Origin of the sequence: Amycolatopsis sp. MtRt-6, assembly GCF_017308975.1 — a bacterium.
GTDB lineage: Bacteria > Actinomycetota > Actinomycetes > Mycobacteriales > Pseudonocardiaceae > Amycolatopsis.
This window is the reverse complement of sequence record NZ_JADWPD010000046.1, coordinates 15501-36924: the sequence shown is the minus strand read 5'-3', so window position 1 is coordinate 36924 and position 21424 is coordinate 15501. Positions and strand designations below refer to the sequence as shown.

At 71.9% G+C, this 21424-nt stretch carries 20 protein-coding genes; 8 read left to right on the top strand and 12 right to left on the bottom strand.

Annotation, left to right across the window (positions count from 1 at the left end):
• The first annotated feature begins 32 nt into the window (after positions 1-32).
• Positions 33-1376, top strand: a complete 1344-nt coding sequence (locus tag I4Q55_RS45615; RefSeq protein ID WP_206797141.1) for an MFS transporter — start codon at positions 33-35, stop codon at positions 1374-1376.
• Complete coding sequence (locus I4Q55_RS45610; protein ID WP_206797139.1) at positions 1373-1630, top strand: hypothetical protein; 258 nt, start codon at positions 1373-1375, stop codon at positions 1628-1630. Before I4Q55_RS45615 ends, I4Q55_RS45610 begins: the two co-directional genes overlap by 4 nt.
• Before the next feature lie 212 nt (positions 1631-1842).
• Here I4Q55_RS45610 and I4Q55_RS45605 read toward each other — a convergent pair whose 3' ends face one another.
• A complete protein-coding gene (locus I4Q55_RS45605; protein ID WP_206797137.1) occupies positions 1843-2784 on the bottom strand; it encodes a sporulation protein in 942 nt (313 codons plus the stop codon).
• A 186-nt stretch (positions 2785-2970) separates the two neighbouring features.
• Here I4Q55_RS45605 and I4Q55_RS45600 point away from each other — a divergent pair, with 186 nt between their 5' ends.
• On the top strand, positions 2971-3243 hold the full coding sequence (locus tag I4Q55_RS45600; protein WP_206797135.1) for a GlsB/YeaQ/YmgE family stress response membrane protein: 273 nt from the start codon (positions 2971-2973) through the stop codon (positions 3241-3243).
• Positions 3244-3543: 300 nt separating this feature from the next.
• Here the strand turns inward: I4Q55_RS45600 and I4Q55_RS45595 are convergent, their stop codons facing one another.
• From I4Q55_RS45595 to I4Q55_RS45560, 8 genes are all read right to left on the bottom strand, one after another.
• On the bottom strand, positions 3544-3996 hold the full coding sequence (locus tag I4Q55_RS45595) for a luciferase family protein (RefSeq protein ID WP_206797133.1): 453 nt from the start codon (positions 3994-3996) through the stop codon (positions 3544-3546).
• 3 nt (positions 3997-3999) lie between these two features.
• Positions 4000-4491 carry a flavin reductase family protein gene (locus I4Q55_RS45590; RefSeq protein WP_206797131.1) on the bottom strand — a complete coding sequence of 164 codons (492 nt, stop codon included), beginning with the start codon at positions 4489-4491 and terminating at the stop codon, positions 4000-4002.
• Positions 4488-5876, bottom strand: a complete 1389-nt coding sequence (locus I4Q55_RS45585; RefSeq protein WP_307793480.1) for a dihydroorotase family protein — start codon at positions 5874-5876, stop codon at positions 4488-4490. Before I4Q55_RS45585 ends, I4Q55_RS45590 begins: the two co-directional genes overlap by 4 nt.
• A complete protein-coding gene (locus I4Q55_RS45580) occupies positions 5873-6997 on the bottom strand; it encodes an acyl-CoA dehydrogenase family protein (RefSeq protein WP_307793479.1) in 1125 nt (374 codons plus the stop codon). The genes I4Q55_RS45585 and I4Q55_RS45580 overlap by 4 nt, the downstream gene beginning before the upstream one ends.
• Entirely contained in the window at positions 6979-8019 is a 1041-nt protein-coding gene (locus I4Q55_RS45575) for a PrpF domain-containing protein (protein ID WP_206797127.1), read from the bottom strand. Before I4Q55_RS45575 ends, I4Q55_RS45580 begins: the two co-directional genes overlap by 19 nt.
• A complete protein-coding gene (gene asnB / locus I4Q55_RS45570) occupies positions 8019-9809 on the bottom strand; it encodes an asparagine synthase (glutamine-hydrolyzing) (RefSeq protein ID WP_206797125.1) in 1791 nt (596 codons plus the stop codon). Before asnB ends, I4Q55_RS45575 begins: the two co-directional genes overlap by 1 nt.
• A 5-nt stretch (positions 9810-9814) precedes the next feature.
• A complete protein-coding gene (locus tag I4Q55_RS45565) occupies positions 9815-10600 on the bottom strand; it encodes a cupin domain-containing protein (RefSeq protein ID WP_206797124.1) in 786 nt (261 codons plus the stop codon).
• A gap of 451 nt (positions 10601-11051) precedes the next feature.
• Positions 11052-11636: a TetR/AcrR family transcriptional regulator gene (locus tag I4Q55_RS45560; protein ID WP_206797123.1), complete on the bottom strand. Its 585-nt coding sequence runs from the start codon at positions 11634-11636 to the stop codon at positions 11052-11054.
• A gap of 224 nt (positions 11637-11860) precedes the next feature.
• On the opposite strand from I4Q55_RS45560, the gene I4Q55_RS45555 reads away from it, so the two are divergent.
• From I4Q55_RS45555 to I4Q55_RS45535, 5 genes are read left to right on the top strand one after another with little or no spacing between them, the layout of a single operon-like run.
• Positions 11861-12292, top strand: coding sequence for a heme-binding protein (locus I4Q55_RS45555; RefSeq protein ID WP_206797122.1), 432 nt, complete (start codon positions 11861-11863; stop codon positions 12290-12292).
• Between the two features lie 29 nt (positions 12293-12321).
• Entirely contained in the window at positions 12322-13536 is a 1215-nt protein-coding gene (locus I4Q55_RS45550) for a Cmx/CmrA family chloramphenicol efflux MFS transporter (protein ID WP_206797121.1), read from the top strand.
• A complete protein-coding gene (locus I4Q55_RS45545; RefSeq protein ID WP_206797120.1) occupies positions 13496-13681 on the top strand; it encodes a tautomerase family protein in 186 nt (61 codons plus the stop codon). The genes I4Q55_RS45550 and I4Q55_RS45545 overlap by 41 nt, the downstream gene beginning before the upstream one ends.
• Positions 13682-13727: 46 nt before the next feature.
• A complete protein-coding gene (locus I4Q55_RS45540) occupies positions 13728-15203 on the top strand; it encodes an FAD-binding oxidoreductase (protein ID WP_206797118.1) in 1476 nt (491 codons plus the stop codon).
• A 20-nt stretch (positions 15204-15223) separates the two neighbouring features.
• Positions 15224-16651, top strand: coding sequence for an FAD-dependent monooxygenase (locus tag I4Q55_RS45535; RefSeq protein WP_206797117.1), 1428 nt, complete (start codon positions 15224-15226; stop codon positions 16649-16651).
• On the opposite strand, the gene I4Q55_RS45530 is transcribed toward I4Q55_RS45535, so the two are convergent.
• The 3 genes from I4Q55_RS45530 to I4Q55_RS45520 all read right to left on the bottom strand — a co-directional run bounded on the left by I4Q55_RS45530 (position 16605) and on the right by I4Q55_RS45520 (position 21314).
• A complete protein-coding gene (locus I4Q55_RS45530; protein WP_206797115.1) occupies positions 16605-19364 on the bottom strand; it encodes an HAD-IC family P-type ATPase in 2760 nt (919 codons plus the stop codon). The genes I4Q55_RS45535 and I4Q55_RS45530 overlap by 47 nt on opposite strands.
• On the bottom strand, positions 19361-20248 hold the full coding sequence (locus I4Q55_RS45525) for a universal stress protein (protein ID WP_206797113.1): 888 nt from the start codon (positions 20246-20248) through the stop codon (positions 19361-19363). Before I4Q55_RS45525 ends, I4Q55_RS45530 begins: the two co-directional genes overlap by 4 nt.
• A 67-nt stretch (positions 20249-20315) precedes the next feature.
• Positions 20316-21314 (bottom strand): nitroreductase family protein, encoded by a 999-nt coding sequence (locus tag I4Q55_RS45520; RefSeq protein WP_206797111.1) that lies wholly within the window; start codon positions 21312-21314, stop codon positions 20316-20318.
• Between the last annotated feature and the right edge of the window lie 110 nt (positions 21315-21424).

Here is a 21424-nt window from a genome sequence, read left to right as displayed (position 1 = left end):
GGCGAACCGTCGTCACCCAGGAGTCTTCCGTCATGCCCTCGCTGTTCGCACACCGGGACTACCGGCACCTGTTCACCGCCCAGCTGGTGGCGCTGTTCGGGACCGGCCTGACGACCGTCGCGCTCGGGCTGCTGGCCTACGAGCTGGCCGGCGCCGAGGCCGGCGCCGTGCTGGGAACGGCGCTGGCGATCAAGATGATCACCTACGTCACCGTCGCGCCGATCGCGGGCGCCTACGCCGACCGCGTCCCACGGCGGGCCTTCCTGGTCTGCCTGGACGTCGTGCGCGCGCTGGTGGTGCTCGCGCTGCCGTTCGTGACGCAGGTGTGGCAGATCTACGTGCTGATCGTGGTGCTGCAGTCCGCCTCGGCCGCCTTCACCCCGACGTTCCAGGCCGTGCTGCCGGACATCCTGCCCGGCGAACGCGACTACACGCGGGCGCTGTCGGCGTCCCAGCTGGCCTCGACCACGGAAAGCCTGCTGAGCCCGATGCTCGCCGCGGCCGTACTCACCGTTGTGAGCTTCCACTGGCTGTTCACCGGCACCTCGGTGGGCTTCGTCGTGTCGGCGGTCCTGGTGGTGACCACTCGGATTCCCGACGCCGTCCGCAGCCATCGCGGCGGCGTCTGGGACCGCACGCTGGCCGGGGTCCGGATCTACACCGCGACCCCGCGGCTGCGCGGCGTGCTCGGGGTCAACCTGGTGGTCGCGGCGGTCGGGTCGGTCGTCATGGTCAACACGGTCAACTACGTCCAGGGCGAGCTGGGCCGCTCGCAGGCCGACGTCGCGTTGCTGCTGGCGGGCAACGGCGTCGGGACGATGGTCGTCGCCCTGCTGCTGCCGCCGGTGCTCGGCCGCGTCCCCGAACGCCGGGTGCTGCTGACCGGCGCAGTGGTGCTGCTCGCCGGGATCGCCGGTGCGATCGCGCTGTCCACGGCGTCATCGGGGGATTGGCGCTGGGCCGCGGTCCTGGTGCTGTGGGCGGTCATCGGGACGGGGACCGGTCTCGTGCTGACGCCGGTCGGGCGGGTGCTGCGCCGTTCCAGCACCGCGAGCGACCGGCCCGCGGTCTTCGCCGCCCAGTTCTCGTTGTCGCACGCGTGCTGGCTGCTGGCCTACCCGATCGCGGGTTGGGTCGCCACCGCGGCCGGGTTCACCGCGGCCTGGTCGGTGCTGGCTGCTCTCGCGGCCACCGGGCTGGTCACCGCCGCGCTCGCCTGGCCGCGGCGCGATCCCGCGTACATCGAGCACACCCACGACGACCTCGCCGAGCACGACCACCTCGAAGATGCCACCGAAGTCGGCGACGGCGTATACCGGCACAGCCACGAGTTCGTCATCGACCGCCACCACCGTCGCTGGCCCGTCTCCCGGTGATCATCCCTGCCACGGGGAATCGTGCTGGTCGCCTCAGCTGCCGCGCCCAGCGGCAGAGCGACTCCGGTGGCGGGTTCCCGGCCTGGGGCTGGGTCCTCGCCGTGATCGTGGTCCTCGCCGTGATCGGCGGCGTGCTCGTCGCCCGCGAAGCCTTCCCGGCCACGGTCACGGGCCCGGACGGCCGGCGCGTGGCCGGCGGCGTCATGCCGCAGCAGGGGGAAAGATCAAGGCGATCAACGCGCGCACGACGCTGACGTGCGACCGGCTCGACGTCGCCGCGCCGAAGGAGTTCAAGAGCCGCTGGCTCGCCGACCCGCAGTCGCGTCCGGCCGGCTGAACCGGGTGATCGACGGCTCGATGCCGTGTGACCCATCAGCACCGGCGCCGGACCGGTGTGGCACCCGATGCCGCACAACAGAGGAGTGAGACCAAATTCTGGTCTCACCCGTCCGGTGGTTCCGGCTGGTCAGCCTTCGTCGCCCCCGTCGTCGTCGCCGTCAAGCATCTCGCCCAGCAGCATGCCGCCCACGACACCGCCGGCGACTCCGGCCACCACACCACCCATGCCGGGCCCGCGCCGTTCCCGGTGGCCGTACCCGTGTTGCCCATAACCCGGCTGGCCGTAGCCCGAGTGCATCATCTGGGCCTGCCGGGCCTCGACGACCTGGGCGAGCCAGTCGTGGATGCGGGCGGCCCACTCCTGCTCCGCCGATTCCTCGTGCGTGGCCTGGAACCGCCCCTGGCCACCGGCGCCGAACGCGCCCATGTGCCGGTCGGCGTCCAGCAGCACCGTGACGTCGGCGGGGGTGGTGACCAGCGTCAGGGTGACCACCTGGACCCGGCCGCCGAACTGGCCCGAAGGAGAGAAGTCGAGCTGCTGGAAGAACGGCAGTTCCTGCCGGACCCCGTAGGCGTGCCCCTGCTGCACCGTGGCGGACTTGAAGGTGAAACCGAGCTGTCCGAAGCCCTCCAGCACGGCATCCTGCGAGGGCAGCGGTTCCACGATCACCGGGTCCAGGTCGCCCTTGTCCACCGCTTTGGCGATCGACACCTCGGTGCGCAACCCCAGTTCCATACCGGGCAGCCGCCGGCCGGACACCTCGGTCACCGGAGCTTCCCACGGCAGCGGAACGGTGAAGGGGATGGTGCGCTGCTCTTTGGCGGCCAGCCGGGTGACGCCCGCGACGACGACCCGGTGGAACTCCGCCTGCGACCGGCCGCCCCGGTCGTTGTGGACCTGAGTGGCCAGCGAAAGTGCGATGTGCTCGATCTCGGCGTCGGCCTCACCGCCGGTCAGCCGTACCTCGCCCGTCAGCGGGGCACCCGGCCGGCAGCGCGGGTCGCTCAGCACCGTGTCGACCGAAACGCCGCCGACGCCGATCTTCTGCAACATCTTCTTGAACACCATCCGGGAGTCTTCTCCTTCGACAGGTCGTGATCGATAACCTCCCAACGCCGTTGCGGAGTCCATGGTTCCGGATAAAGCGCCCAAAATTCTCGCGGCGCGGAAGCGGCCGGTTCACTGCCGTGTGGCGCCGGTGAACCGTTCTTCGTATCGTGATCACGTTCGCTCGATCGATCACAAGGGGAAGCGATGTTCTGGACCATCCTGGGCTGGATCCTGTTCGGCCTGATCGCCGGTTTCATCGCGCGAGCCCTGGTGCCGGGCAAGGACGACATCGGCCTGCTGCGAACGATCGTGCTGGGCATCGTCGGCTCGGTCGTGGGCGGTTTCCTGTTCGGCCTGCTTACCGTGGGCATCCGTGGCTTCCAGCCGGCCGGGTGGATCGGATCGGTCATCGGCGCGGTCATCGTCCTGGTCATCTACAACAAGGTGACCGGCCGCAAGGCCCGTCCGCGCGCCTGACCCTTCGAGGTCTCCGGGCGACGGCGGCGCAGCGGAGCGCCTGTTCGTCTGATTCGCTGGTCATACTGCGAAAGTCGCTATTGGTCGTTCGGCCGGTGAAAGAGCACTGACGGCCAAGCAGCCTGAACACGCTGGGAATCGAGACAGGGAGCTTCGAAGGCGCGCGGACGTGAACCGGCCCGGCCGTGGGGGGGGGGGCGCCCCCCCCACACCCCCCCCCCCCCCCCCCCCCCCCCGGCGCGCCCCCCCCGCCCGGGCGGGGGGGGTCCCCCCGCCCCCGCACCCCCCCCCACGCCGCGCTCAGCCCGTGTGCCGGCCCCGCGCGTAGGCGTACGACTCCAGCAACACCCGCCACACCAGCTCGATCTCGTCGCGGTCACGCGGGCCGTACACGAGCTGCGTGTTCTGGATCGGGTGCGGGACACCCCAGCCGGCCTCTGTCACGACCTTCTTCACCAGTGGTGGCAGCGTCATGTGGAGGCTGCCGTCCTGCGGGGGGTGCAGGTGCGCGAACTCGCGGCTGTTCTTGATGAACGCGTCGTCCGGGCCGGTGCCGAACTCCGGTGCCAGGTGGATCGCCCTGGCCTCGGGGTACGGCACGTGCGTGGGCGCCAGGTAGACGCCGGCCAGGGAACGCATCCGCTGCCACAGCTCCTCCTGCAGCGTGGTCGGCGCGATCTGGTTGAGCTGGCCGTGCGGGACCGGGCCGCGGGTGCGCGGCTCGGGGCCGGGGCGTTCAGGCAACTCGAACATGGTTCACCTCCGGAACAGGGGCCGGACGCGCTGGTAGCGCCGGCCGTGGTAGACGAGGGGGTCGCCGGGGCGGGTGCGGACCGCGCACACCTCGCCCAGCAGCAGGCCGTGGTCGCCGGCGTCGACCGTGTCGCGGCGCCGGCATTCGACGCTCGCCAGTGCGTCCGGGTGCAGCAGCGTGCCGTGTTCACCGGTTTCGAAGCCGGTGCCGCCGAACCGGTCGGCGCCGGGGGTGGCGAACAGCGCGGCCAGCTCGGCCTGCTCCGCCGTCAGCACGTTGACGCCGAAGTGCGTGCAACGCGAGAACAGCTCGTAGGAGCTCGACGTCTTCGCCTGGCAGACGAGCAGCAGCGGCGGGCGCATCGACACCGACGTCACCGACGTCGCTGCGTACCCGCGGGGGGTGCCGTCGGCGTCGAGTGCGGTCACCACGCACACCCCGCCGGCCAGCGCCGCCATCGCGTCCTTGAACTCGTCGAGCAGCGCCGCGGTCATCGGACGGCCTCCACCGCGGCGGGGGTCAGCCATTCGCCGTCGGCCGCGCCGAAGTCCACGCCGGCATCCGCGGACCGGGAGAACACCGTGCGGCCCCGGCGGATCGTGCGCTCGACGCGGCCGGTGAACAGCCAGCCCGCGTACGCCGTCCAGCCGCACTTCGCCTGGACGTCGCCGTGCTCGAACGACCAGTTCCGCGCCGGGTCGAACAGCACCAGGTCGGCGTCGAAGCCGGGGGCGATGGCGCCCTTGCGGCCGGCGAGCCCGAACAGCCGCGCCGGCTCGGCGGCCATGAGCCGGGTGACGATCGGCAGGAGCTCGTCCGGCGTGGCGTCCGGTACCCGGCGGCGCAGGCCGGTGTAGAGCGCCGGGAACAGCTCCTGCACCCCCGGCAGCCCGGGTGGCGCGTCCGGGGCGTCGAGCACCTTGTCCGCGAATGCGTGCGGTGCGTGGTCACTGCCCACAGTGGACACTTCGCCGCGCAGCACCGCGTCCCACAGGCGGTCCTGGTCGCTTTGCCCGCGGATGGCGGGGCTGAGCCGGATCCGGGAGCCGTAGCGGGCGGTGTCGGCCGCGGTGAACGACAGGTGGTGCCCGGTGACCTCCCAGGTGACCGGCAGCCCGGTCGCCCCGGCGGCGGTGAGCAGGTCGGCTTCCTCGCGGCTGGACACGTGCAGCACGTGCGCCGCGGTGCCGTGCCGCCGGGCCAGCTCGATCAGCTTGGCCACCGCGACGATCCCGCCCGAGCGCGGCCGGAACCGCTCGTAGTCGCCGTACGCCGCGGGTTTGCCCTGCCACTGGTCCAGCAGCTTGAAGACGTCGTCGTCCTCGGCGTGGAAGAGCAGCCGCAGGCCCTTGCGCGCGGCGAGGGCGAACAGCTCGTCGAGCCGTCCCGGGTCGCGCAGCACGTGCGGCGCGGTGTGGTGCCCGGTCAGGAACGCCTTCGCGGTCATCGCTTCGGCCGGTTCGAACGCCTCGAGCGAAGAGACGTCGTCCGGGTTGACGCCCGCGTGGAAGCGGTAGTCGACCAGGCTGCTGCCCCGGATCTCGGCGTCCTTGGCCCGGGCGTCGTCCGGGGTGAACGTGGCCGGGCGCGTGTTCGGCATGTCGAACACCGTGGTGACGCCGCCGGCCACCGCGGCGCGCGACGCGTGCGCCCAATCTTCCTTGTGCGTCAGGCCCGGCGTGCGGAAGTGCACGTGGGAGTCGATCAGGCCGGGCAGCACGTGCCGGCCGCCGGCGTCGATCTCCTCGGTGCCGGTGACCCCGCTCCCGGCGGGGAGCACGTCGGCGATCTTCCCGTCGCTGACGGCGACGTCGGCGACGCGGACGCCGTCGGGTCCGGTCACCCGGCCGCCCCGCACGACGAGGTCGTGGTCTTTCACGCGGCCCATGGCAAGCTCACCAGCTCTCGGCTCAGGTCGTTGGTCGGGCCCATCAGCGCGACGGCGCGGGCGTCGCGGGCCATCCGGTTGATCGGGTTGGTCACCACGTACCCGGTGCTGCCGAGCAGCCGCGCGACGCTCGCGACGACCTCCTCGGCCACCTGGGAGGCGTGGATCTTGCTGTGCAGCGTGACTTCGCCGGGGTCGGTGCCGTCGCGGCGGCCGGCCCGTTCGACGAGGGCGCGGGCGGACTCCACCTGCCCACGCAGGTCCACCAGCCGGTGCCGGACCGCCTGCAGTTCGAGCAGTGACTTCCGTTGGGCCGCTTGGAAACCGAGGTCCCAGGCGGCTTCGGCGATGCCGGTCGACACCGCACCGAGCGTCGCCCCGGACTGCCGGACGCCGGCGATGATCGTGCTCGCGGCGTCCCGCGGCCCGAGCAGCGCCTCCGGCCCGAGCCGGCAGTCCTTGAGCTCGACGAACCCGGTCGCCGACGCCCGCATGCCGACCAGGTCGAGGCTGAGGTCCGGCTCGATGCCCGGGTTCGTCGCGGGCACCAGGAAGAAGCTCTGCCCGCCGGAGCCGTACGCGGAGTCGTCGTCGGTCACCGGCGTGCTCTGCGCGAGCACGAGGTAGATGTCGGTGATCCCGGCGCCGGTCGTGAACGCCTTGCCGCCGCTGACCGTCCAGCCGCCGCCGGGCAGCTCGTCGGCGATGGTGGACAGGTTCTTCTTCGCCGCGCCTGCCCCGGATTCGCTCCACGCCGAGGCGGCCAGCCACTCGCCGGAGGCCAGCTTCGGCAGCAGTTCGGCACGCTGCTCGTCGCTGCCCCACTCGGCGATCCGGCTGCACACGGCCATGTGCTGGAAGGCGATGATCGCGGTCGACGGGTCGTGCCGGGCGATCCGCGCGATCATCCGGTTGGACTCCAGCGCGTCCGCGCCGGCGCCGCCGTAGGACTTCGGGACGACCAGGCCGGGCAGCGGCGAGTCCCGCAGCGCGGCCAGCACCTCCGGCGCGGGCCGGCCGGCCTCGTCGGCCGCGACGGCATGCTGCTCCAGCACGTCGACCAGCTCGTCGACACCCAGCCTCGCGGGGGCGGTCAGATCGACAGCAGGCACGAGTCCTCCTTCAGGACGTGGGGTTCGAACGAGTCGATGGACACGGCGCCGGTGAACGACACCGTCTTCTCCGGGACGCTGACCCAGGACAGCTCGCTGTCGTGGTCGTGCCCGGTCACCGCCGCGGCGGAGGTGGTGCAGCCGCCCGCGGTGCGGATCCGCAGCGGCGCGGTGCGCCGGGTCTCGCCGCCGGCGAGGTGGAACGGGATGGTGCCGCGGATCCGGCGGGCCGCGCCGAGGCAGACGGCGCCGGTCAGCGCGATCGTCGGGTGCCACGACGGCACGGACACCGCGCGCACCGCGAGGCCGTCCTCGCCGTCCGGCAGGACCGCGGCCACCTTCGGGAAGGCGCCGCCGACGGGGTAGCCGTACTGGTGCGCGGCTGCGCGACGGATCGCGCTCATCGTGCGGAACAGGGGCTCACCGGCGGCGAACAGCTCCTCCGGGGTGTCCACGCCGAGGTCGTGGCCGGACAGGAACAGGTACGGGTTCCCGGCCGAGACCGCGCTGACCCGGATCATCCCGTCCTCGTACGGCAGGTCCGTGGTGGTCTCCCCGAACGGCAGCAGCTCGTGCAGCGGCACCGCGGGGTGGTTGAGGAAGTGCGCGGTGAACGTCGTCCGGTCGCGGACGCACTCGTCGACCTCGCACACCACGTGGTCCTCGGTGTTGAGCACGCGCACCCGGGCGCGGTGGCCGGGCGCGAGCCGGGGGAGCCAGCCGAGCCTGCTGGCCACGACGACCGACGAGAGCACCGAGTGCCCGCAGCTCCCGCGGAAGTCGAACCGCACCGGATCGCCGGGGATGACCTGCACGAACCGGTAGTCGAGATCGAACAGCGGGTGCTCGGAGACCGACACCAGCGCGATCTTCGTGACCTTGGCCAAGCCGTGCTCGGCGAGCCAGGCGACGCCGTCGGAGAGCGCTTGCGCAAGCGCTTCCTCGGACGTCGGCAACTGTTCGGCCGGCAGCACCAGCGTGGAGCTCGGGCTGCCGTGGGCGTGTGCGATGTGGGCGAGCATCAGGCCGCCCTCCTTTCCCCGGCGCCGCCGCGGGCCAGCTGCTCGGTCCAGATCCGGTGGATGAGCAGCGACCAGATGGCGAGCGCCGACTCGTCGTTGGGCCGGGCGGCCTGGGCATCGAACAGCCCGGCGACGGCCTTCGGGTCCAGCTGCCCGCCGAGGGCGAGCGACGGACCGGACAGCAGGTCGCGGGCGTAGCCGTGCAACGGCTGCCCCGGCACGAGCATGGCGGTGATCGGCAGCGTGAACGGCTGTTTCGGCCGGTCGAGCACGGAGTCCGGGACCAGGCCGCGGGCGCCCGCGTAGAGCGCGCGCTTGACCTCCCGGCCGCGCACGCGGTGCTCGGCAGGCAGCCGGCGGGCCAGGCGCGTCACCGACCGCTGGCAGAACGGCAGCCGCACCTCGACCGAGTGGGCCATGCTCAGGTGGTCGACGCGGCGCAGGTGGTAGGCGGGCAGCCGTTCGTCCACTTCGAACCCGGTGATCGCGGCCAGCCGGTCGCCGCCGTCGGCGCGCAGCCGCCGCTCGATGCGTTCGGCTTCGGTTCCCTTTTGCCGCAACAGTTCCCGGTAGTCGTCGGTGTAGAGCCGCTGCCGCAGCGCGGACGGCACCGCGGCGAGCGCCTCGACGTACCCGTTCGGCCAGTCCTCGGTGCCGAGCAGCGCGTCGCGGATGCGGCCGTAGCCGCCGAAGATCTCGTCCGCCGCGTCGCCCGAGAGCGTCACCTTGAACCCGGCGTCGTGCACGCCCTGGAACAGCAGGTACGTGCTGAGCGTGATCGGGTCGGCGTTCGGCTGGCCCAGGTGCCACACGACCTCGTCGAGCAGGCCAGGGAACGTCGCCGGGTCCGCCTCGATCTGGTGGTAGGTGGCGCCGCTGCGCGCCGCGACTTCGCGGGCGTAGCGCTTCTCGTCGAACGGCCAGTCGCCGGTGTAGGCGATGTTGAACGCGTGCACGTGCGGGACCTTCTCCGCCAGCAGGGCCGTCACCAGGCTGGAATCCAGGCCCCCGCTGGTGATCGTCGAGATCGGCACGTCGGCCAGCGCGAGCCGGTGGGTCTCGGCGCGCAGCATCTCGCGCACCCGGGCACCGGCCGCGGCGAGGTCGCCGCCGTCCTCGGCCGGGAACGCGCTTTCGGCGCGCTTCGAGATCTTGAGCCCGCCCGAGCGCGTGTAGACGGCGGTGGCCGCGCGCGGCAGCACGCGGACGCCGTCGAACATCGTCCGCTCGCCGAACGGCGTCTTGGTGGTGAGGTAGCTGTCGAGACCTTCCTCCCACAGATCCCACGGCACGCCGGGCACGCTCAGCAGCGCCGGCAGCTCCGACGAGAAGTACAGCTCGTGACCGTTTTCGTGGTAGTACAGCGGTTTCATGCCCGCGTCGTCGGTCGCGAGCACCAGCTTCGGCTCGGCCCGCAGGTCGAGCACCGCGATGGCGTACATCCCGTCGAGGTGGTCGACGAAGTCCAGGCCGTACCGGTGGTAGAGGGCCGGGATCACGTTGCCGTCGCAGTGGTCGTGGAAGACGTAGCCGGCGGCGTGCAGCTCGCGGCGCAGCTCGGTGTGGTTGTAGATCTCGCCGTTGAAGACGACCTTGATGTCGCGGCCGAGCCGGTAGGGCTGCTCGCCGCCGTCGAGGTCGATGATGGCCAGCCGGTTGTTGCCCAGCGCCCAGCCGTCCCCGGCCGCGCTGAACCGGGCATCCGGGCCGCCGTGCCGCTGCAGCGCCGAAACCGCGCGCAGGTGGTGGTGCGCGAGGTCACCGCCCAGGTGTCCATAGATCCGGCACATGACTACTACTTCACCTCCGCGGAGACGCCCGCACGGGCGTAGAGGACGGGGTCGAACGGCGTGGGACCGCCGCAGGTGGCGAACCGCTTCGCGGCGGTGTCCGGATTGCGCGTGCCGTGCGGCACGCCGGGCGCGGCGAACAGCACGTCGCCGGGGGAGACGTCGTGCCAGCGGTCGATCAGGAACATCTGGCCGTCGCCTTCGAAAGCGATGAAGGCCTCTTCGCTGTCCGGGTGCTGGTGGACGTTGAAGGTCTGCCCCGGCTCCTGGATCCCGCAGTGCAGGCACAGCCGCGCGCTGCCGGTGCCGGGCCAGAACAGGAAGTTCATGACGGCGGTGTTCTCGTCGGCGGTCACCTCGCCGGTGCCGCTGAAGCCGTGCAGCTGCGTTTCGGTGTTCCACAGGTCGTTCCGCAGCCGGGGCGCGGTGCCGGTGGGCTCGCCGCCCTCCAGCCGGGTGCGCCAGACGTACGCGGTCAGGCCGTCGTCGCCGGCTTCGAGCTCGAGCGTCCGCCCGGTCGGCGAGTGCAGGGCGGAGCCGCGCTCGACCTCGGTGCGGTGGCCGGTGACGTCGCCGTGGCCGGAGCCGGCGAAGACGACCGCGACGTTCTCCTCTTCGAGGGCCCAGCCGAGGCGCCAGGTCTTGCCCGGTGCGACCTCCACGACGAGCAGGGTCACCTTGCGTGCCCCCATGGCCGGGCCGACCGGCTCGGCGACGCGCCCCCAGTCGAACGGTGCGAAGACGAAGTCCGCGGCGCGGACGATCGTCCCCTGAATCTGGTCGGTGAGCATCCCAGGTCCAATCAGTTGCTGACGATTTGCCAATGGATGGGAAGCGGATTGATCAATTAACCATGATCAGATCATTGATTCGGCTTCCGGTGACGACCGTACATAGCCCGGCGGAATGTTGCAAATTTGTGAACAGCCGCCGGTAATCGCCTCGAATGGAGTAGGAGATATTGACTGAATCGATTCAGTAAAAATCGGTGTCCGCCGAACGAGGGAACGGGGATGTCCGCCGGTTTGCCCAAAACCACGGGGAAACCCCGAGTCGGGCGCCTGCTGTGAAGGATGTCACATACGTCGTGCGGTTACTTCCCGCAAGTCCGGGTTTTACGGATGGTTCCGCTGATGTCGGCTGGTTGAAACCGAATGGCCTGCCACGCATGATCGACTTTTCCTGGACAAGAAAAAAGGCGGCCACCTCGCGGTGGCCGCCAGTCGGGTGTGGAAACGGTGCTTATTGCGGAATGGCGAGCAAAGCGGTGTCGACGACCTGTTCCAGCAGTGGCTTGTCGCGGCAGACCGCGCTCATCACCCGCAGTCCCTGGATCATCGTCACCAGGAAGTTCGACACCGCGGGGATGTCGGTGTCCGGCGGCAGCTCGCCCATGCCGCGGGCCAGGTGCAGGGTGCCGTGGAAGGAGTCCTGCAACGCGGCGATCGCATCGCACACGATCCGGTTGGCGACGTCGTCGTGCGGTACCCGTTCGGTGATCGCCATGACGAGCAGGCAGCCGGGCCGGCCGGGTTCCTTCAGCGCGTCGTCGATCCGGCCCAGCAGCAGGTCGCGCATCACCTGCCGGATCGGCACCCGCCGCATCAGCGATTCGCGCGTGGCGTCGGTGGTCTGCCGCACGTACCGCTGCAGCGCGTGCTCGTAGAGGCCGTGCTTGCTCCCGAACGCGGCGTAGAGGGAGCCGCGCCCGAGCCCGGTCGCCTCGGCGAGGTCCTGGATCGAGGTGGCCTCGTACCCCTGGCGCCAGAAGACCTCCATGGCCTTCTGGACCACCTCGTCGGTGTCGAACTCGCGGACGCGTGGCATGGGTCCAGTCTAAAGATGGTGGAACGATCGGTCAACAACAGGAGTCGTTATCTGGACTGATTGATCAACAATGGCTGGCCGCTGAGGTAAATTTTTCGGCGTTTTCCCAGGAAGTTGCTGATTCAGGGCACGTCATCAACCCCCCTGTTGTTTACCGATCAATCCAGATTTGTTACGGTCGAACGGAGCCCACAGACAGCGCCAACCCGAGAAGGAGTTCAGTCATGCCTCACGTGCAGCGCCGGTCGTCCGTCAGCGACGAGCTGGCCTGGCAGATCGTCCGCGCGGCCGACGAGGCCGCGAAGGGGACCGACAAGCGGTTCGCCGTCGCGGTGGTGGACGAAGGCGGCCACCTGAAGGCGTTCCTGCGGCAGGACGGGGCGAAGCTCAACGCCGTCCAGGTCGCGCAGGACAAGGCCTACACGGCCGCGTCGTCGGGGATGCCGACCCAGAAGTGGTCGGAGGTGCTCGACGCCGACCCGGTGCTGCGGACGGCCGCGCCCACCGCGATCGACCGCCTGGTCGGCATGGGCGGCGGCCTGCCCATCGTGGTCGACGGCGAGCTCGTCGGGGCGATCGGCGTCTCCGGTGCCCACTGGACCGACGACGTCAAGATCGCCGAAGCCGGCCTGTCGGCCCTCGACGCGAAGCCCTGACCGCGCACCGAACCCCTTCGGGAGTCACGATGCCCATCGCCCTGTTCGTGCTCGGGCTGACTGTGTTCAGCCTGGGGACGACCGAGTTCATGATCGCCGGCCTGCTGCCGGAACTGTCCGGCGCCTTCGGTGTTTCCCTGCCCCAGGCCGGGCTGCTCATCTCGCTGTTCGCGCTCGGCGTCGTCGTCGGCGCGCCGCTGATCACCGCGGCGACCACCAAGGTGCCGCGGAAGGCGGCGCTCGTCGCACTGCTGGTGGTGTTCGTCGTCGGCGAGGTGGTCGCCGCGCTCGCGCCGTCGTTCGGCGTGCTGATGGCCGCCCGCGTGGTCACCGCCGTCGCGCACGGCTCGTTCTTCGGTATCGGCGCGGTGGTCGCGGCCGGGCTGGTCGAACCGGCCAAACGCGCCCGCGCCATCGCGATCATGTTCGGCGGCCTGACCATCGCCACCATCGCCGGTGTCCCGCTCGGCACGTTCATCGGCCAGCACTTCGGCTGGCGCGCGACGTTCCTGGCGATCGCCGTCCTCGGCGTGATCGACCTCATCGGCGTCGTCGCGCTGGTCCCGCACCAGCCGCGCGCCGGCCACCTGGGCGTGCGCCACGAGCTGGCCGCGTTCCGCAAGCCGAAGGTGTGGCTGGCGCTGGGCACGACCATGCTCAGCCAGGCCGCGCTCTACACCGCGTACACCTACATCGCGCCGCTGCTGACCGACGTCACCGGCTTCTCGTCCGGTTCGGTGCCACCGCTGCTGGCCCTGTTCGGGGTCGGCACCTTCCTCGGCAGCGTGCTCGGCGGCCGGTTCGCCGACCGCTCGCTGATGGGCACGCTGTGCGCGGGCCTGCTCGTGCTGGCCGTGATGCTCGGCGCGTTCTCGCTCGCCGCGCACAGCAAGCCGGCGATGATCGCGACGCTGTTCCTGTTCGGGATCGGCAGCTTCCTGATCAACCCGGCGCTGCAGACGCGGGTGATGAACGAGACCGAAGGCGCGCCGACCCTGGCGAGCACCAGCAACATCTCGGCGTTCAACGTCGGCAACGCGCTCGGCCCGTGGCTCGGTGGCCTCGGCATCAGCGCCGGTGCGGGGCTGCTTTCGCCGAGCTGGATCGGCGCCGGGCTGGCGGTGGCTTCGCTGGCCGTCGCCCTGGCCGCGGTGGGACTCGACCGCCGTGGCGACACGAAAACCGGAGAGGAGGTGGACCGCCATGCCGGTCGTGCAGGTCAGCTGGTGGAAGGGGGCCGGTGAGCCCGAACGCCGTCAGCTCGTCGAAGAGGTGACAGGCACCGTTTCCCGGCTCGCGAAGTGCCCGGAAGCGGCGGTGACGGTGATCGTCACCGACGTCGAAAAGGACCACTGGGGCCTCGGCGGGAAGCTCGCCGAAGACCTCTGAGCGAAGGCCGGGACGCTGCCGTCCCGGCCTTCCCCCAGGAGGAGCCATGACCGGATGCGCCATCGGGCCGGAAGACCCGCGCTACGCGGACTTCACGGCCGGGATCAACCAGCGCTACACCGCGAAACCGGCGTCCGTGCACCTGCCGCGCACCACGGCGGAGGTCGCTTCGGCGGTCGCCGGCGCCACCGGGCGGCTCTCGATCCGCAGCGGTGGCCACTGCTTCGAGGACTTCGTCCACCACGAAGACGTCGACGAGCTCGTCGACCTCGGCGCGATGTCCGAAGTGGACTTCTCGGACGGCGTCTTTTCCGTCGGGGCCGGGGCGAAGCTGCAGGACGTCTACGAGAAGCTGTACCGCGGCTGGGGCGTGACGATCCCCGGCGGGATCTGCTATTCGGTCGGCGCGGGCGGCCACATCACCGGCGGCGGCTACGGCCTGCTGTCCCGGCGCGACGGCCTGACCGTCGACCACCTCCACGGCGTCGAGGTCGTGCTCGCCGACGGCCGGACCGTCGTCGCCACCCGCGATTCCACCGGCCCCGAGGCGGATCTGTTCTGGGCGCACACCGGCGGCGGGGGCGGCTCGTTCGGCGTGGTGACGCGGTTCCTGTTCGAGGCGCCGCTGGTCACGCCGCCGTCCGAGGTGCTGGTGGCCGCGTTGTCGGTGCCGTGGGCGGACCTCGACGAGCGGCGGTTCGCCCGCCTGCTCGGCGGCTACGCGCGCTGGCACCACGAGCACCGCGCGCCGGACTCGCCGGGCGCGGCGCTGTCGAGCCTGCTCATGCTGAACCACCGCTGCAACGGCACGGTCGGCCTGGTGGCGCAGATCGACGCGGCCGCGCCGGCCGCGGCCCGCGTGCTCGACGAGCACCTGTCCGCGGTCCTCGGCGACCTGGCGACGACCGGGTTCGCCCGGGCGGGCGAATTCGGCCCGATGCCTGGCCTGGCCCGGCCGCGGCGGCTGCCGTGGCTGCGGGCGACGCGGTTCCTCGGCACGAACACGCCGGTGCTGAACGACCCGACGCTGCGCGCCGAGCACAAGTCGGCGTACGTCCGGAACCCCCTGCCGGACGACCAGCTGCGGACCGCGTACGCGTTCCTGACCCGGCCGGGCGTCACGAACCCGAACACGATGCTGGTCGCGTTCTCCTACGGCGGCGCGATCTCGGCGGCCGATCCGGCCGCGACCGCGGTGGCCCAGCGGGACAGCACGTTCAAGCTGCTGTACCAGTCGTTCTGGTCCACAGTGGACGCCGACGCGGCGAACATCGCCTGGGTGCGGGAGTTCTACCGTTCGATGTACGCCGGAACGGGCGGTGTCCCGGTGCCGGGCGAGGTGGTCGACGGCTGCTACGTCAACTACCCGGACGCCGACCTGTCGGACCCGGACTGGAACACCTCCGGGGTGCCGTGGCACGACCTGTACTTCAAGGACAACTACGCGCGCTTGCGGCGGGCGAAGGCGCACTGGGACCCGGACGACGTGTTCCGGCACCGCCAGTCGATTCGCCCGGCGTGAGGCACCGCACGGGAGGGACCATGCCCCGCGTGATCGTCGCCGGCGGCGGGCCGGTCGGCATGCTGCTGGCCGCCGAGCTCGGCCGCCGCGGCGTGGCGGCCACCGTCGTCGAAAAACTGACCACCACCCACGACGAACCGCGCGCGGGCACCCTGCACGCGCGCACCACGCAGTCCTTGCTGCGCTGCGGGTACCTGCCCGTGCCGGACCCGCCGTCCGAGCCGGACGCCGTCGTCGAAGTCCCGTTCCACTTCGGCGGCCGCCCGGTGCTGACGCTGGAGTCGCCCGCCCTCGAAGGGCCGCCGATGATCGGCCAGTCCCAGTCCGCCATCGAGCGGTTCTTCGAGGCGCGGGCACGCTCGTCCGGCGTGGAGGTCCTGCGCGGGCACCAGGTCACCGGCGTCCGCGACGACGGCGACCGCGTCACCGTCACCACCGACCGCGGCGAACTGACCGGCGACTACGTCGTGGGCTGCGACGGCGCCCGCAGCACCGTCCGCGAGGCGGCCGGGATCACCGGGACGACCCACCCGGCGACCTTCGCCGGCCTCCTCGGCCTGGCCCGCCTGGGTGACCCGGCGCGGGTGCCCGGCGGCTGGACGCACGGGCCGTCCGGCTGGACGCTGATCAACCCGAACCCGGCCGGGCACAGCCGGATCCTGACCCACGAGTTCACCGAGCCGCTGCCCGAGCGCGGCGCCCCGGTCACGCTCGAGGAACTGCGCGCGGCCGCGTCCCGCATCCTCGGTCACGACGTGCCGATGAGCGACGCGACGTTCCTCGGCCGGTTCAGCGACTTCACCCGGCTGGCCGACCGCTACCGCCACGGCAGGCTGCTGCTCGCCGGCGACACGGCCCACGTGCACGCGCCGCTCGGCGGCCAGGGCCTCAACCTCGGGCTGCAGGACGCGATCAACCTCGGCTGGAAACTCGCGATGGTCGTCGCCGGCACCGCCCCGGACACGCTCCTCGACACCTACCACGCGGAGCGGCACCCGGTCGCCGAAGCCGTCATCGCCAACACCCGCGCGCAGGCCGCGCTGATGCGGCCGGGGCCGGAGTTCGAGCCGCTGCGCGAACTCCTCGGCGACCTGCTGGCGGTCCCGGAGGCCAACCGGCTGCTCAGCGACCGGATCACCGGGCAGGGCGTCCGCTACGGCCCGGACGGCGAGTTCCTGCCGAACTTCCGGCTCGGCGAGCGGACGGTCGCCGAGCTGCTGCACCCGGGCCGCCCGGTGCTCCTGGTCGCCCCGGCCGCGGCGGCGCTGGCCGACGCGGCGGCGGACTGGAAGGACGGCGTCGACGTCGTCACGCACGACCTCGGCACACCGGCGGTCCTGCTGCGCCCGGACGGGTATGTCGCCTGGACGGGCCGGGACGCGGAGCGCCTGACACAGGCTCTCACGGCCTGGTTCGGGCCCCGGGGCGCCGGGTCGGGTGGGCCGTGACGCCGCCGTCGACGACCGGGGCGTGGCCGCTGGGAGTGAGCCGGCGGCGGAGCGCTTTGCGGAGTTCTTCGAAGCCGAGCACGGTGGCGGCCAGTGCGGTGGCGACGGCCCAGTCGGTGGCGGTGAGGGCGGTCGTGCCGACCAGTGCCTGTGCTGCCGGAATGTGGACCGCGGCGATCTGCAGGGCGAGCACGGCGGCGGTGGCGGTCCAGAGGCGCCAGTTGCGGAGCAGCAGTGGGCCGAAGACGGTGGCGTTTTCGTCGCGGACGTTGAAGAGGTTGAACAGCTGGTAGAGCACGAAGGTGGTGAAGGCGAGGGTTTGGGCGGTGGCGGTGCCGTGGTCGAGGCCGAGCTGGTAGGCGTAGAGGGTGCCGGCGGTCATGAGCAGGCCGGTGCCGGCGATGCGGGCGAGGCGGCGTCCGGTGAGGATGTGCGCGCCCGGGGGCCGGGGTGGTTCGTGCATGACGGCGCGGCGGGCGGGTTCGAGGCCGAGCGCCAGCGCGGGCGGTCCGTCGGCGATGACGTTGACCCACAACAGCATCAGCGGGGTGAGGACGGCGGGTTCGGACCGGAAGAGCACGGATCCGGCGACCATGGTGAGGATGGCGGCGAGGTTGGTGTTGATCTGGAAGCGGACGAACTTGACGATGTTGTCGTAGATGGTGCGGCCTTGGCGGACGGCGCCGACGATGGTGGCGAAGTTGTCGTCGGTGAGGACCATCGAGGCGGCCTCTTTGGACACGTCGGAGCCGGTGATGCCCATGGCCACGCCGATGTCGGCGCCTTTGAGCGCGGGAGCGTCGTTGACGCCGTCGCCGGTCATGGCGACGGTCTCGTGGCGGCGTCGCAGCGTCTGCACGATGCGGATCTTGTGTTCCGGGGCGACGCGGGCGAACACCCCGATCGCGGGAGCCTGCTGTTCGAGGGCGTCGTCGTCGAGGCGGTCGATGTCCTGGCCGGTGATGCCGCGGCCGGTGATGCCGAGGGTGTGGGCGATCGAGGTGGCGGTGGCGAGGTGGTCGCCGGTGATCATCTTGACGTCGATGCCGGCGGTGTGGCACTCGGCGACCGCGTCGGCGACTTCCGGGCGGGGCGGGTCGAGGATGCCGACGAGGCCGATGAGGATGAGGCGCTCCGGTAGGGACGGAGCCGTCGTGTTGAGGCCGGGCTGGTCGAGGTCGGCGACGGCGATGGCCAGCACGCGTTCGCCGCGGCCGGCGAGTTCCTCGAGCACCGCGGAGATCTCGCGGTACCGCTGCTCGTCCAGCGGGCGGTCGCTGTCGGCGCGGCGGACGTGGGTGGCGTGGCGGAGCAGGACGTCCGGGGCGCCCTTGACGCACACCCGGACGCCGGATCCGTGGCGGTGGAAGGTGGCCATGTACTTGCGGCCGGAGTCGAACGGGATTTCGGCGACGCGCGGGGCGGCCCGGCGCAGTGCGGTGACGTCGATTCCGGCTTTGCCGGCGAGGGTGACGAGGGCACCCTCGGTGGGGTCGCCGACGAGGGTGCCGTCGTGGACGACGGAGTCGTTGCACAGGGCGGCGGAGACCAGCACGTCGCGCAGGTCGGGAACCGGGCCGTCGTCTTCGGCCGTGATCGTCCCTTCGGGCCGGTAGCCCTCGCCGCTGACGCGGTAGCGGCGGCCGGCGTGCCACAGCGAGCGGGCGGTCATCTGGTTGAGGGTGAGCGTGCCGGTCTTGTCGGTGCAGATCACCGTGGTGGAGCCGAGGGTCTCGACCGCGGTGAGGCGTTTGACGATGGCGCGCCGTCGGGCCATGCGGCGCATGCCCAGGGCGAGGGTGACCGTGACGACCGCGGGCAGGCCTTCCGGGATGGCCGCCACCCCCAGTGCGACGGCGAGGGTGATCACTTCGCCGAGGCCGCTGCCGGTGGCGAACTGGATCACCGCGACCAGGATGACCGCGATCCCGGCGAGGGAGGCCAGCCGCACCCCGAGCCGGTCGAGCTGCCGCTGCAGTGGGGTGCGGACGGCTTCGGTGCGTTGCAGCAGGCCGGCGACCTTGCCGATCTCGGTGGCCATGCCGGTGGCGGTGACCAGCAGTTCGCCGCGGCCGCGGGTGACGATGCCGGTCATGTGGGCCATGCAGGCGCGGTCGGGCAGGCCGGCATCGGCGGGCAGGGTTTCGCTGGTCTTGGCCACGGGGACCGATTCGCCGGTCAGGCCGGATTCGTCGGCCTCCAGGGTGACTTGGTCGAGGACGCGTCCGTCGGCGGGGATCCGGTCTCCGGCCTCGACCAGCACGATGTCGCCGGGCACCAGATCGGCGGCCGGCACATCGACGACCTGCCCGCCACGCCGGACCCGCGCGGACGGGCTCAGTATTTCCCGCAGGGCCGCCACGGCGCGGTCGGCGCGGCGTTCTTGGAAGAACCCCAGCACGCCGTTGAGGCCCACGACCACCCCGATGACCAGCGCTTCCCGGTACGACCGTTCGACTACGCCGGCCAGCGCGGCGGCGAGCACCAGCACCACGTTCAGCGGATTGGCGATCTGGGCGGCCAGCGCCTGCCACCACGGCCGGGCCGCCGCTTCGGCCAGCCGGTTCGGTCCCGCGTCCGCGAGCCGGTGCGCCGCCGCCGCTTCGTCCAGGCCACGGGCGGGGTCCACGCCGAGCCGGGCGGCGACGTCGGTGGTGTCCAGCCGCCACGGCTGCGACGCTGCAGGTTCCTGGCCGGTCCGTGTCCCGGTCACGGCCGGGGTGGTGGGACGACGGCCACCGGGCAGGCGGCGTGGTAGATGAGGGCGTGGCTGGTGGAACCCAGGAGCAGGCCGCGGAAGCCACCCCGGCCGCGGGAGCCGACCACGACCAGTTGGGCGTTCTCGGCCTGTTCGAGCAGGGTGTGCGCGGGCCGGTGCCGGGCGACGACGACCTCCACCGGCACGTCCGGGTGCTCGGCCCGGGCCGGGGCGAGCCACTCGCCGACCAGCGCGCGGTGCTCGCGCTCGATCGCGTTCCAGGCCTCGTCCACGCCGATCTCGCCCAGTGGCAGGTCCAGCCAGGTGTGCACCGCGACCAGCGGCACCCCGCGCGAGGCGGCGGCGCGGAAGGCGAACGGGATCGCCGCCGCGCTGGTGGGTGACCCGTCCACGCCGACGACCACCGGCCCGTCGTGGCGCGGTTCGGTCCGGGCGTCGGCGCCGCGGACCACCACGATCGGGCAATGGCCGTAGGTGGCCACCGCCACCGCGATCGACCCCACCACCAAGCCGGTGAACCCGCCCAGGCCCCGTGACCCCAGCACGACGAGCTCCGCCGACGCCGAGCGGGCGATCAGCTGCTCGGCCGCCCAGCCGCGGACCAGGTCCGTGCTCACCCGCACGTCCGGCGCGGCCTTCTGCGCCACCGCTTCCGCCGCATCGAGCCATTCGCGGCCGTATTCCAGCTGCGCGCGGTGGTAGGCGGGCACCAGCCCCTCCGCGTACGGCACGGCCACCGGCACCAGCACGCACGCGTGGACGATCACCAGCGGCAGATCCCGCCGGACCGCCTCCTGGGCGGCCCAGCTCACCGCGTGGGTCGCGGCGGTCGAACCGTCCACCCCCACCACGATCGGCCGCGCTCCCTGTTCCGTCATCGTCATTCCTTCCCCGTAGCTCTGTTCGGATGTTCGCCTGCCGGAAACCCGTCCGGCCGCCTGGTGATCAGGCGCTGAGCCGGTCCGGCTCGATCAGGACGTCGGCCAGCGACCGGCGCGGTGTCCATGCCACCGGCTTGCCCAGGCCCAGGCGCAGGACGATCTGCGGCCAGAGTCCGCCGCCGAGCAGGTCGCGCAGCTCGGCACGGACGGAGCCGACTTCGACCGGCTGGGAGATGAACGACGCGTCGAGCCCGGTGGCGGTCGCGGTCAGCAGCACTCGCTGCATGGCTTGGCCGGCGCGGAGCTGGTCGAGGCGGGTGTCGTCGAAGGAGCCGATGACCACGACCAGTGGGTCGGATTCGTCGATCCGGCCGCGCCGGGCCGAGGGTTCGGCCCCGAAGTCGCGCAAGATCCAGCCACCGTCGTCGGCGGGCATCGCTCCGGCGGCGCAGCCGGGGACGCCGTCGCGCCTGCCCCGGTCGCGGCCGGTCCAGTACCGCCATTCGGCGACGAAGGCGGGGTTGGCGAGCTGGGCGTGGTGGCTCTTGTTGACCAGTTCCCGCAGCCGGTCCAGCTGGACGGCGTCCAGCCGGGGCAGCCAGGCCTGCTCGATCTCGGCGGCGTGGCGCAGCTTGGTGACCACGGAGGGGGGGATGGCGGCCTTCTCGAACGGCGTGCGGTTGGTGTGCCGGCGGGGGATCGCGCCGGCCAGCTCGACCAGCCGCGGGTCGGGTTTGCGGGCGGCGAAGGGCCGGACGACGGCCAGCAGGTTCGGCTCGTCACGCCGGGGGAGCAGCGTCGTGGCCGGGTGGGCGCCGAGGGCGTGGATGGCGGTGCGCAGGTTGAACAAGGCGGCCCCGCAGGAGAGCAGCAGTTCCCGCTGGTCGGCGTCGACGACCGGAAGCGCGCGCTCGGTGTCCGCGTGCAGTTCGAGGCCCACGGGGGTGCAGCGGAACCGCCAGGGCTGCGTGTTGTGCGTGGACGGGGCCAGCACCGCGGCGCCGATCACGGATTTCACTTGATCGGAGTCCAGCAGGCCGACCGGCGTGATGGCTGAAGTCATGTCTCCCCCCATGCCGCGGCGCGGCACGCTGTGGATCGGAAGGCTCGGCTCGAGGATCTCCCGGGTGGACCGGGCTCCGAAAGAGCACAAGGTCACCAGCAGTGAACCGG

What these genes read in the sequence shown, in the direction of transcription:
- I4Q55_RS45555 (WP_206797122.1), top strand. Translation starts at nt 11,861, where the DNA reads ATGCCTCACGTGCAGCGCCGGTCGTCCGTCAGCGACGAGCTGGCCTGG.
- I4Q55_RS45600 (WP_206797135.1), top strand. Translation starts at nt 2,971, where the DNA reads ATGTTCTGGACCATCCTGGGCTGGATCCTGTTCGGCCTGATCGCCGGT.
- I4Q55_RS45525 (WP_206797113.1), bottom strand. Translation starts at nt 20,248, where the DNA reads ATGACGGAACAGGGAGCGCGGCCGATCGTGGTGGGGGTGGACGGTTCG.
- I4Q55_RS45575 (WP_206797127.1), bottom strand. Translation starts at nt 8,019, where the DNA reads ATGCTCGCCCACATCGCACACGCCCACGGCAGCCCGAGCTCCACGCTG.
- I4Q55_RS45540 (WP_206797118.1), top strand. Translation starts at nt 13,728, where the DNA reads ATGACCGGATGCGCCATCGGGCCGGAAGACCCGCGCTACGCGGACTTC.
- I4Q55_RS45545 (WP_206797120.1), top strand. Translation starts at nt 13,496, where the DNA reads ATGCCGGTCGTGCAGGTCAGCTGGTGGAAGGGGGCCGGTGAGCCCGAA.
- I4Q55_RS45590 (WP_206797131.1), bottom strand. Translation starts at nt 4,491, where the DNA reads ATGACCGCGGCGCTGCTCGACGAGTTCAAGGACGCGATGGCGGCGCTG.
- I4Q55_RS45595 (WP_206797133.1), bottom strand. Translation starts at nt 3,996, where the DNA reads ATGTTCGAGTTGCCTGAACGCCCCGGCCCCGAGCCGCGCACCCGCGGC.
- I4Q55_RS45560 (WP_206797123.1), bottom strand. Translation starts at nt 11,636, where the DNA reads ATGCCACGCGTCCGCGAGTTCGACACCGACGAGGTGGTCCAGAAGGCC.
- I4Q55_RS45520 (WP_206797111.1), bottom strand. Translation starts at nt 21,314, where the DNA reads ATGACTTCAGCCATCACGCCGGTCGGCCTGCTGGACTCCGATCAAGTG.
- I4Q55_RS45565 (WP_206797124.1), bottom strand. Translation starts at nt 10,600, where the DNA reads ATGCTCACCGACCAGATTCAGGGGACGATCGTCCGCGCCGCGGACTTC.
- asnB (WP_206797125.1), bottom strand. Translation starts at nt 9,809, where the DNA reads ATGTGCCGGATCTATGGACACCTGGGCGGTGACCTCGCGCACCACCAC.
- I4Q55_RS45615 (WP_206797141.1), top strand. Translation starts at nt 33, where the DNA reads ATGCCCTCGCTGTTCGCACACCGGGACTACCGGCACCTGTTCACCGCC.
- I4Q55_RS45550 (WP_206797121.1), top strand. Translation starts at nt 12,322, where the DNA reads ATGCCCATCGCCCTGTTCGTGCTCGGGCTGACTGTGTTCAGCCTGGGG.
- I4Q55_RS45535 (WP_206797117.1), top strand. Translation starts at nt 15,224, where the DNA reads ATGCCCCGCGTGATCGTCGCCGGCGGCGGGCCGGTCGGCATGCTGCTG.
- I4Q55_RS45605 (WP_206797137.1), bottom strand. Translation starts at nt 2,784, where the DNA reads ATGGTGTTCAAGAAGATGTTGCAGAAGATCGGCGTCGGCGGCGTTTCG.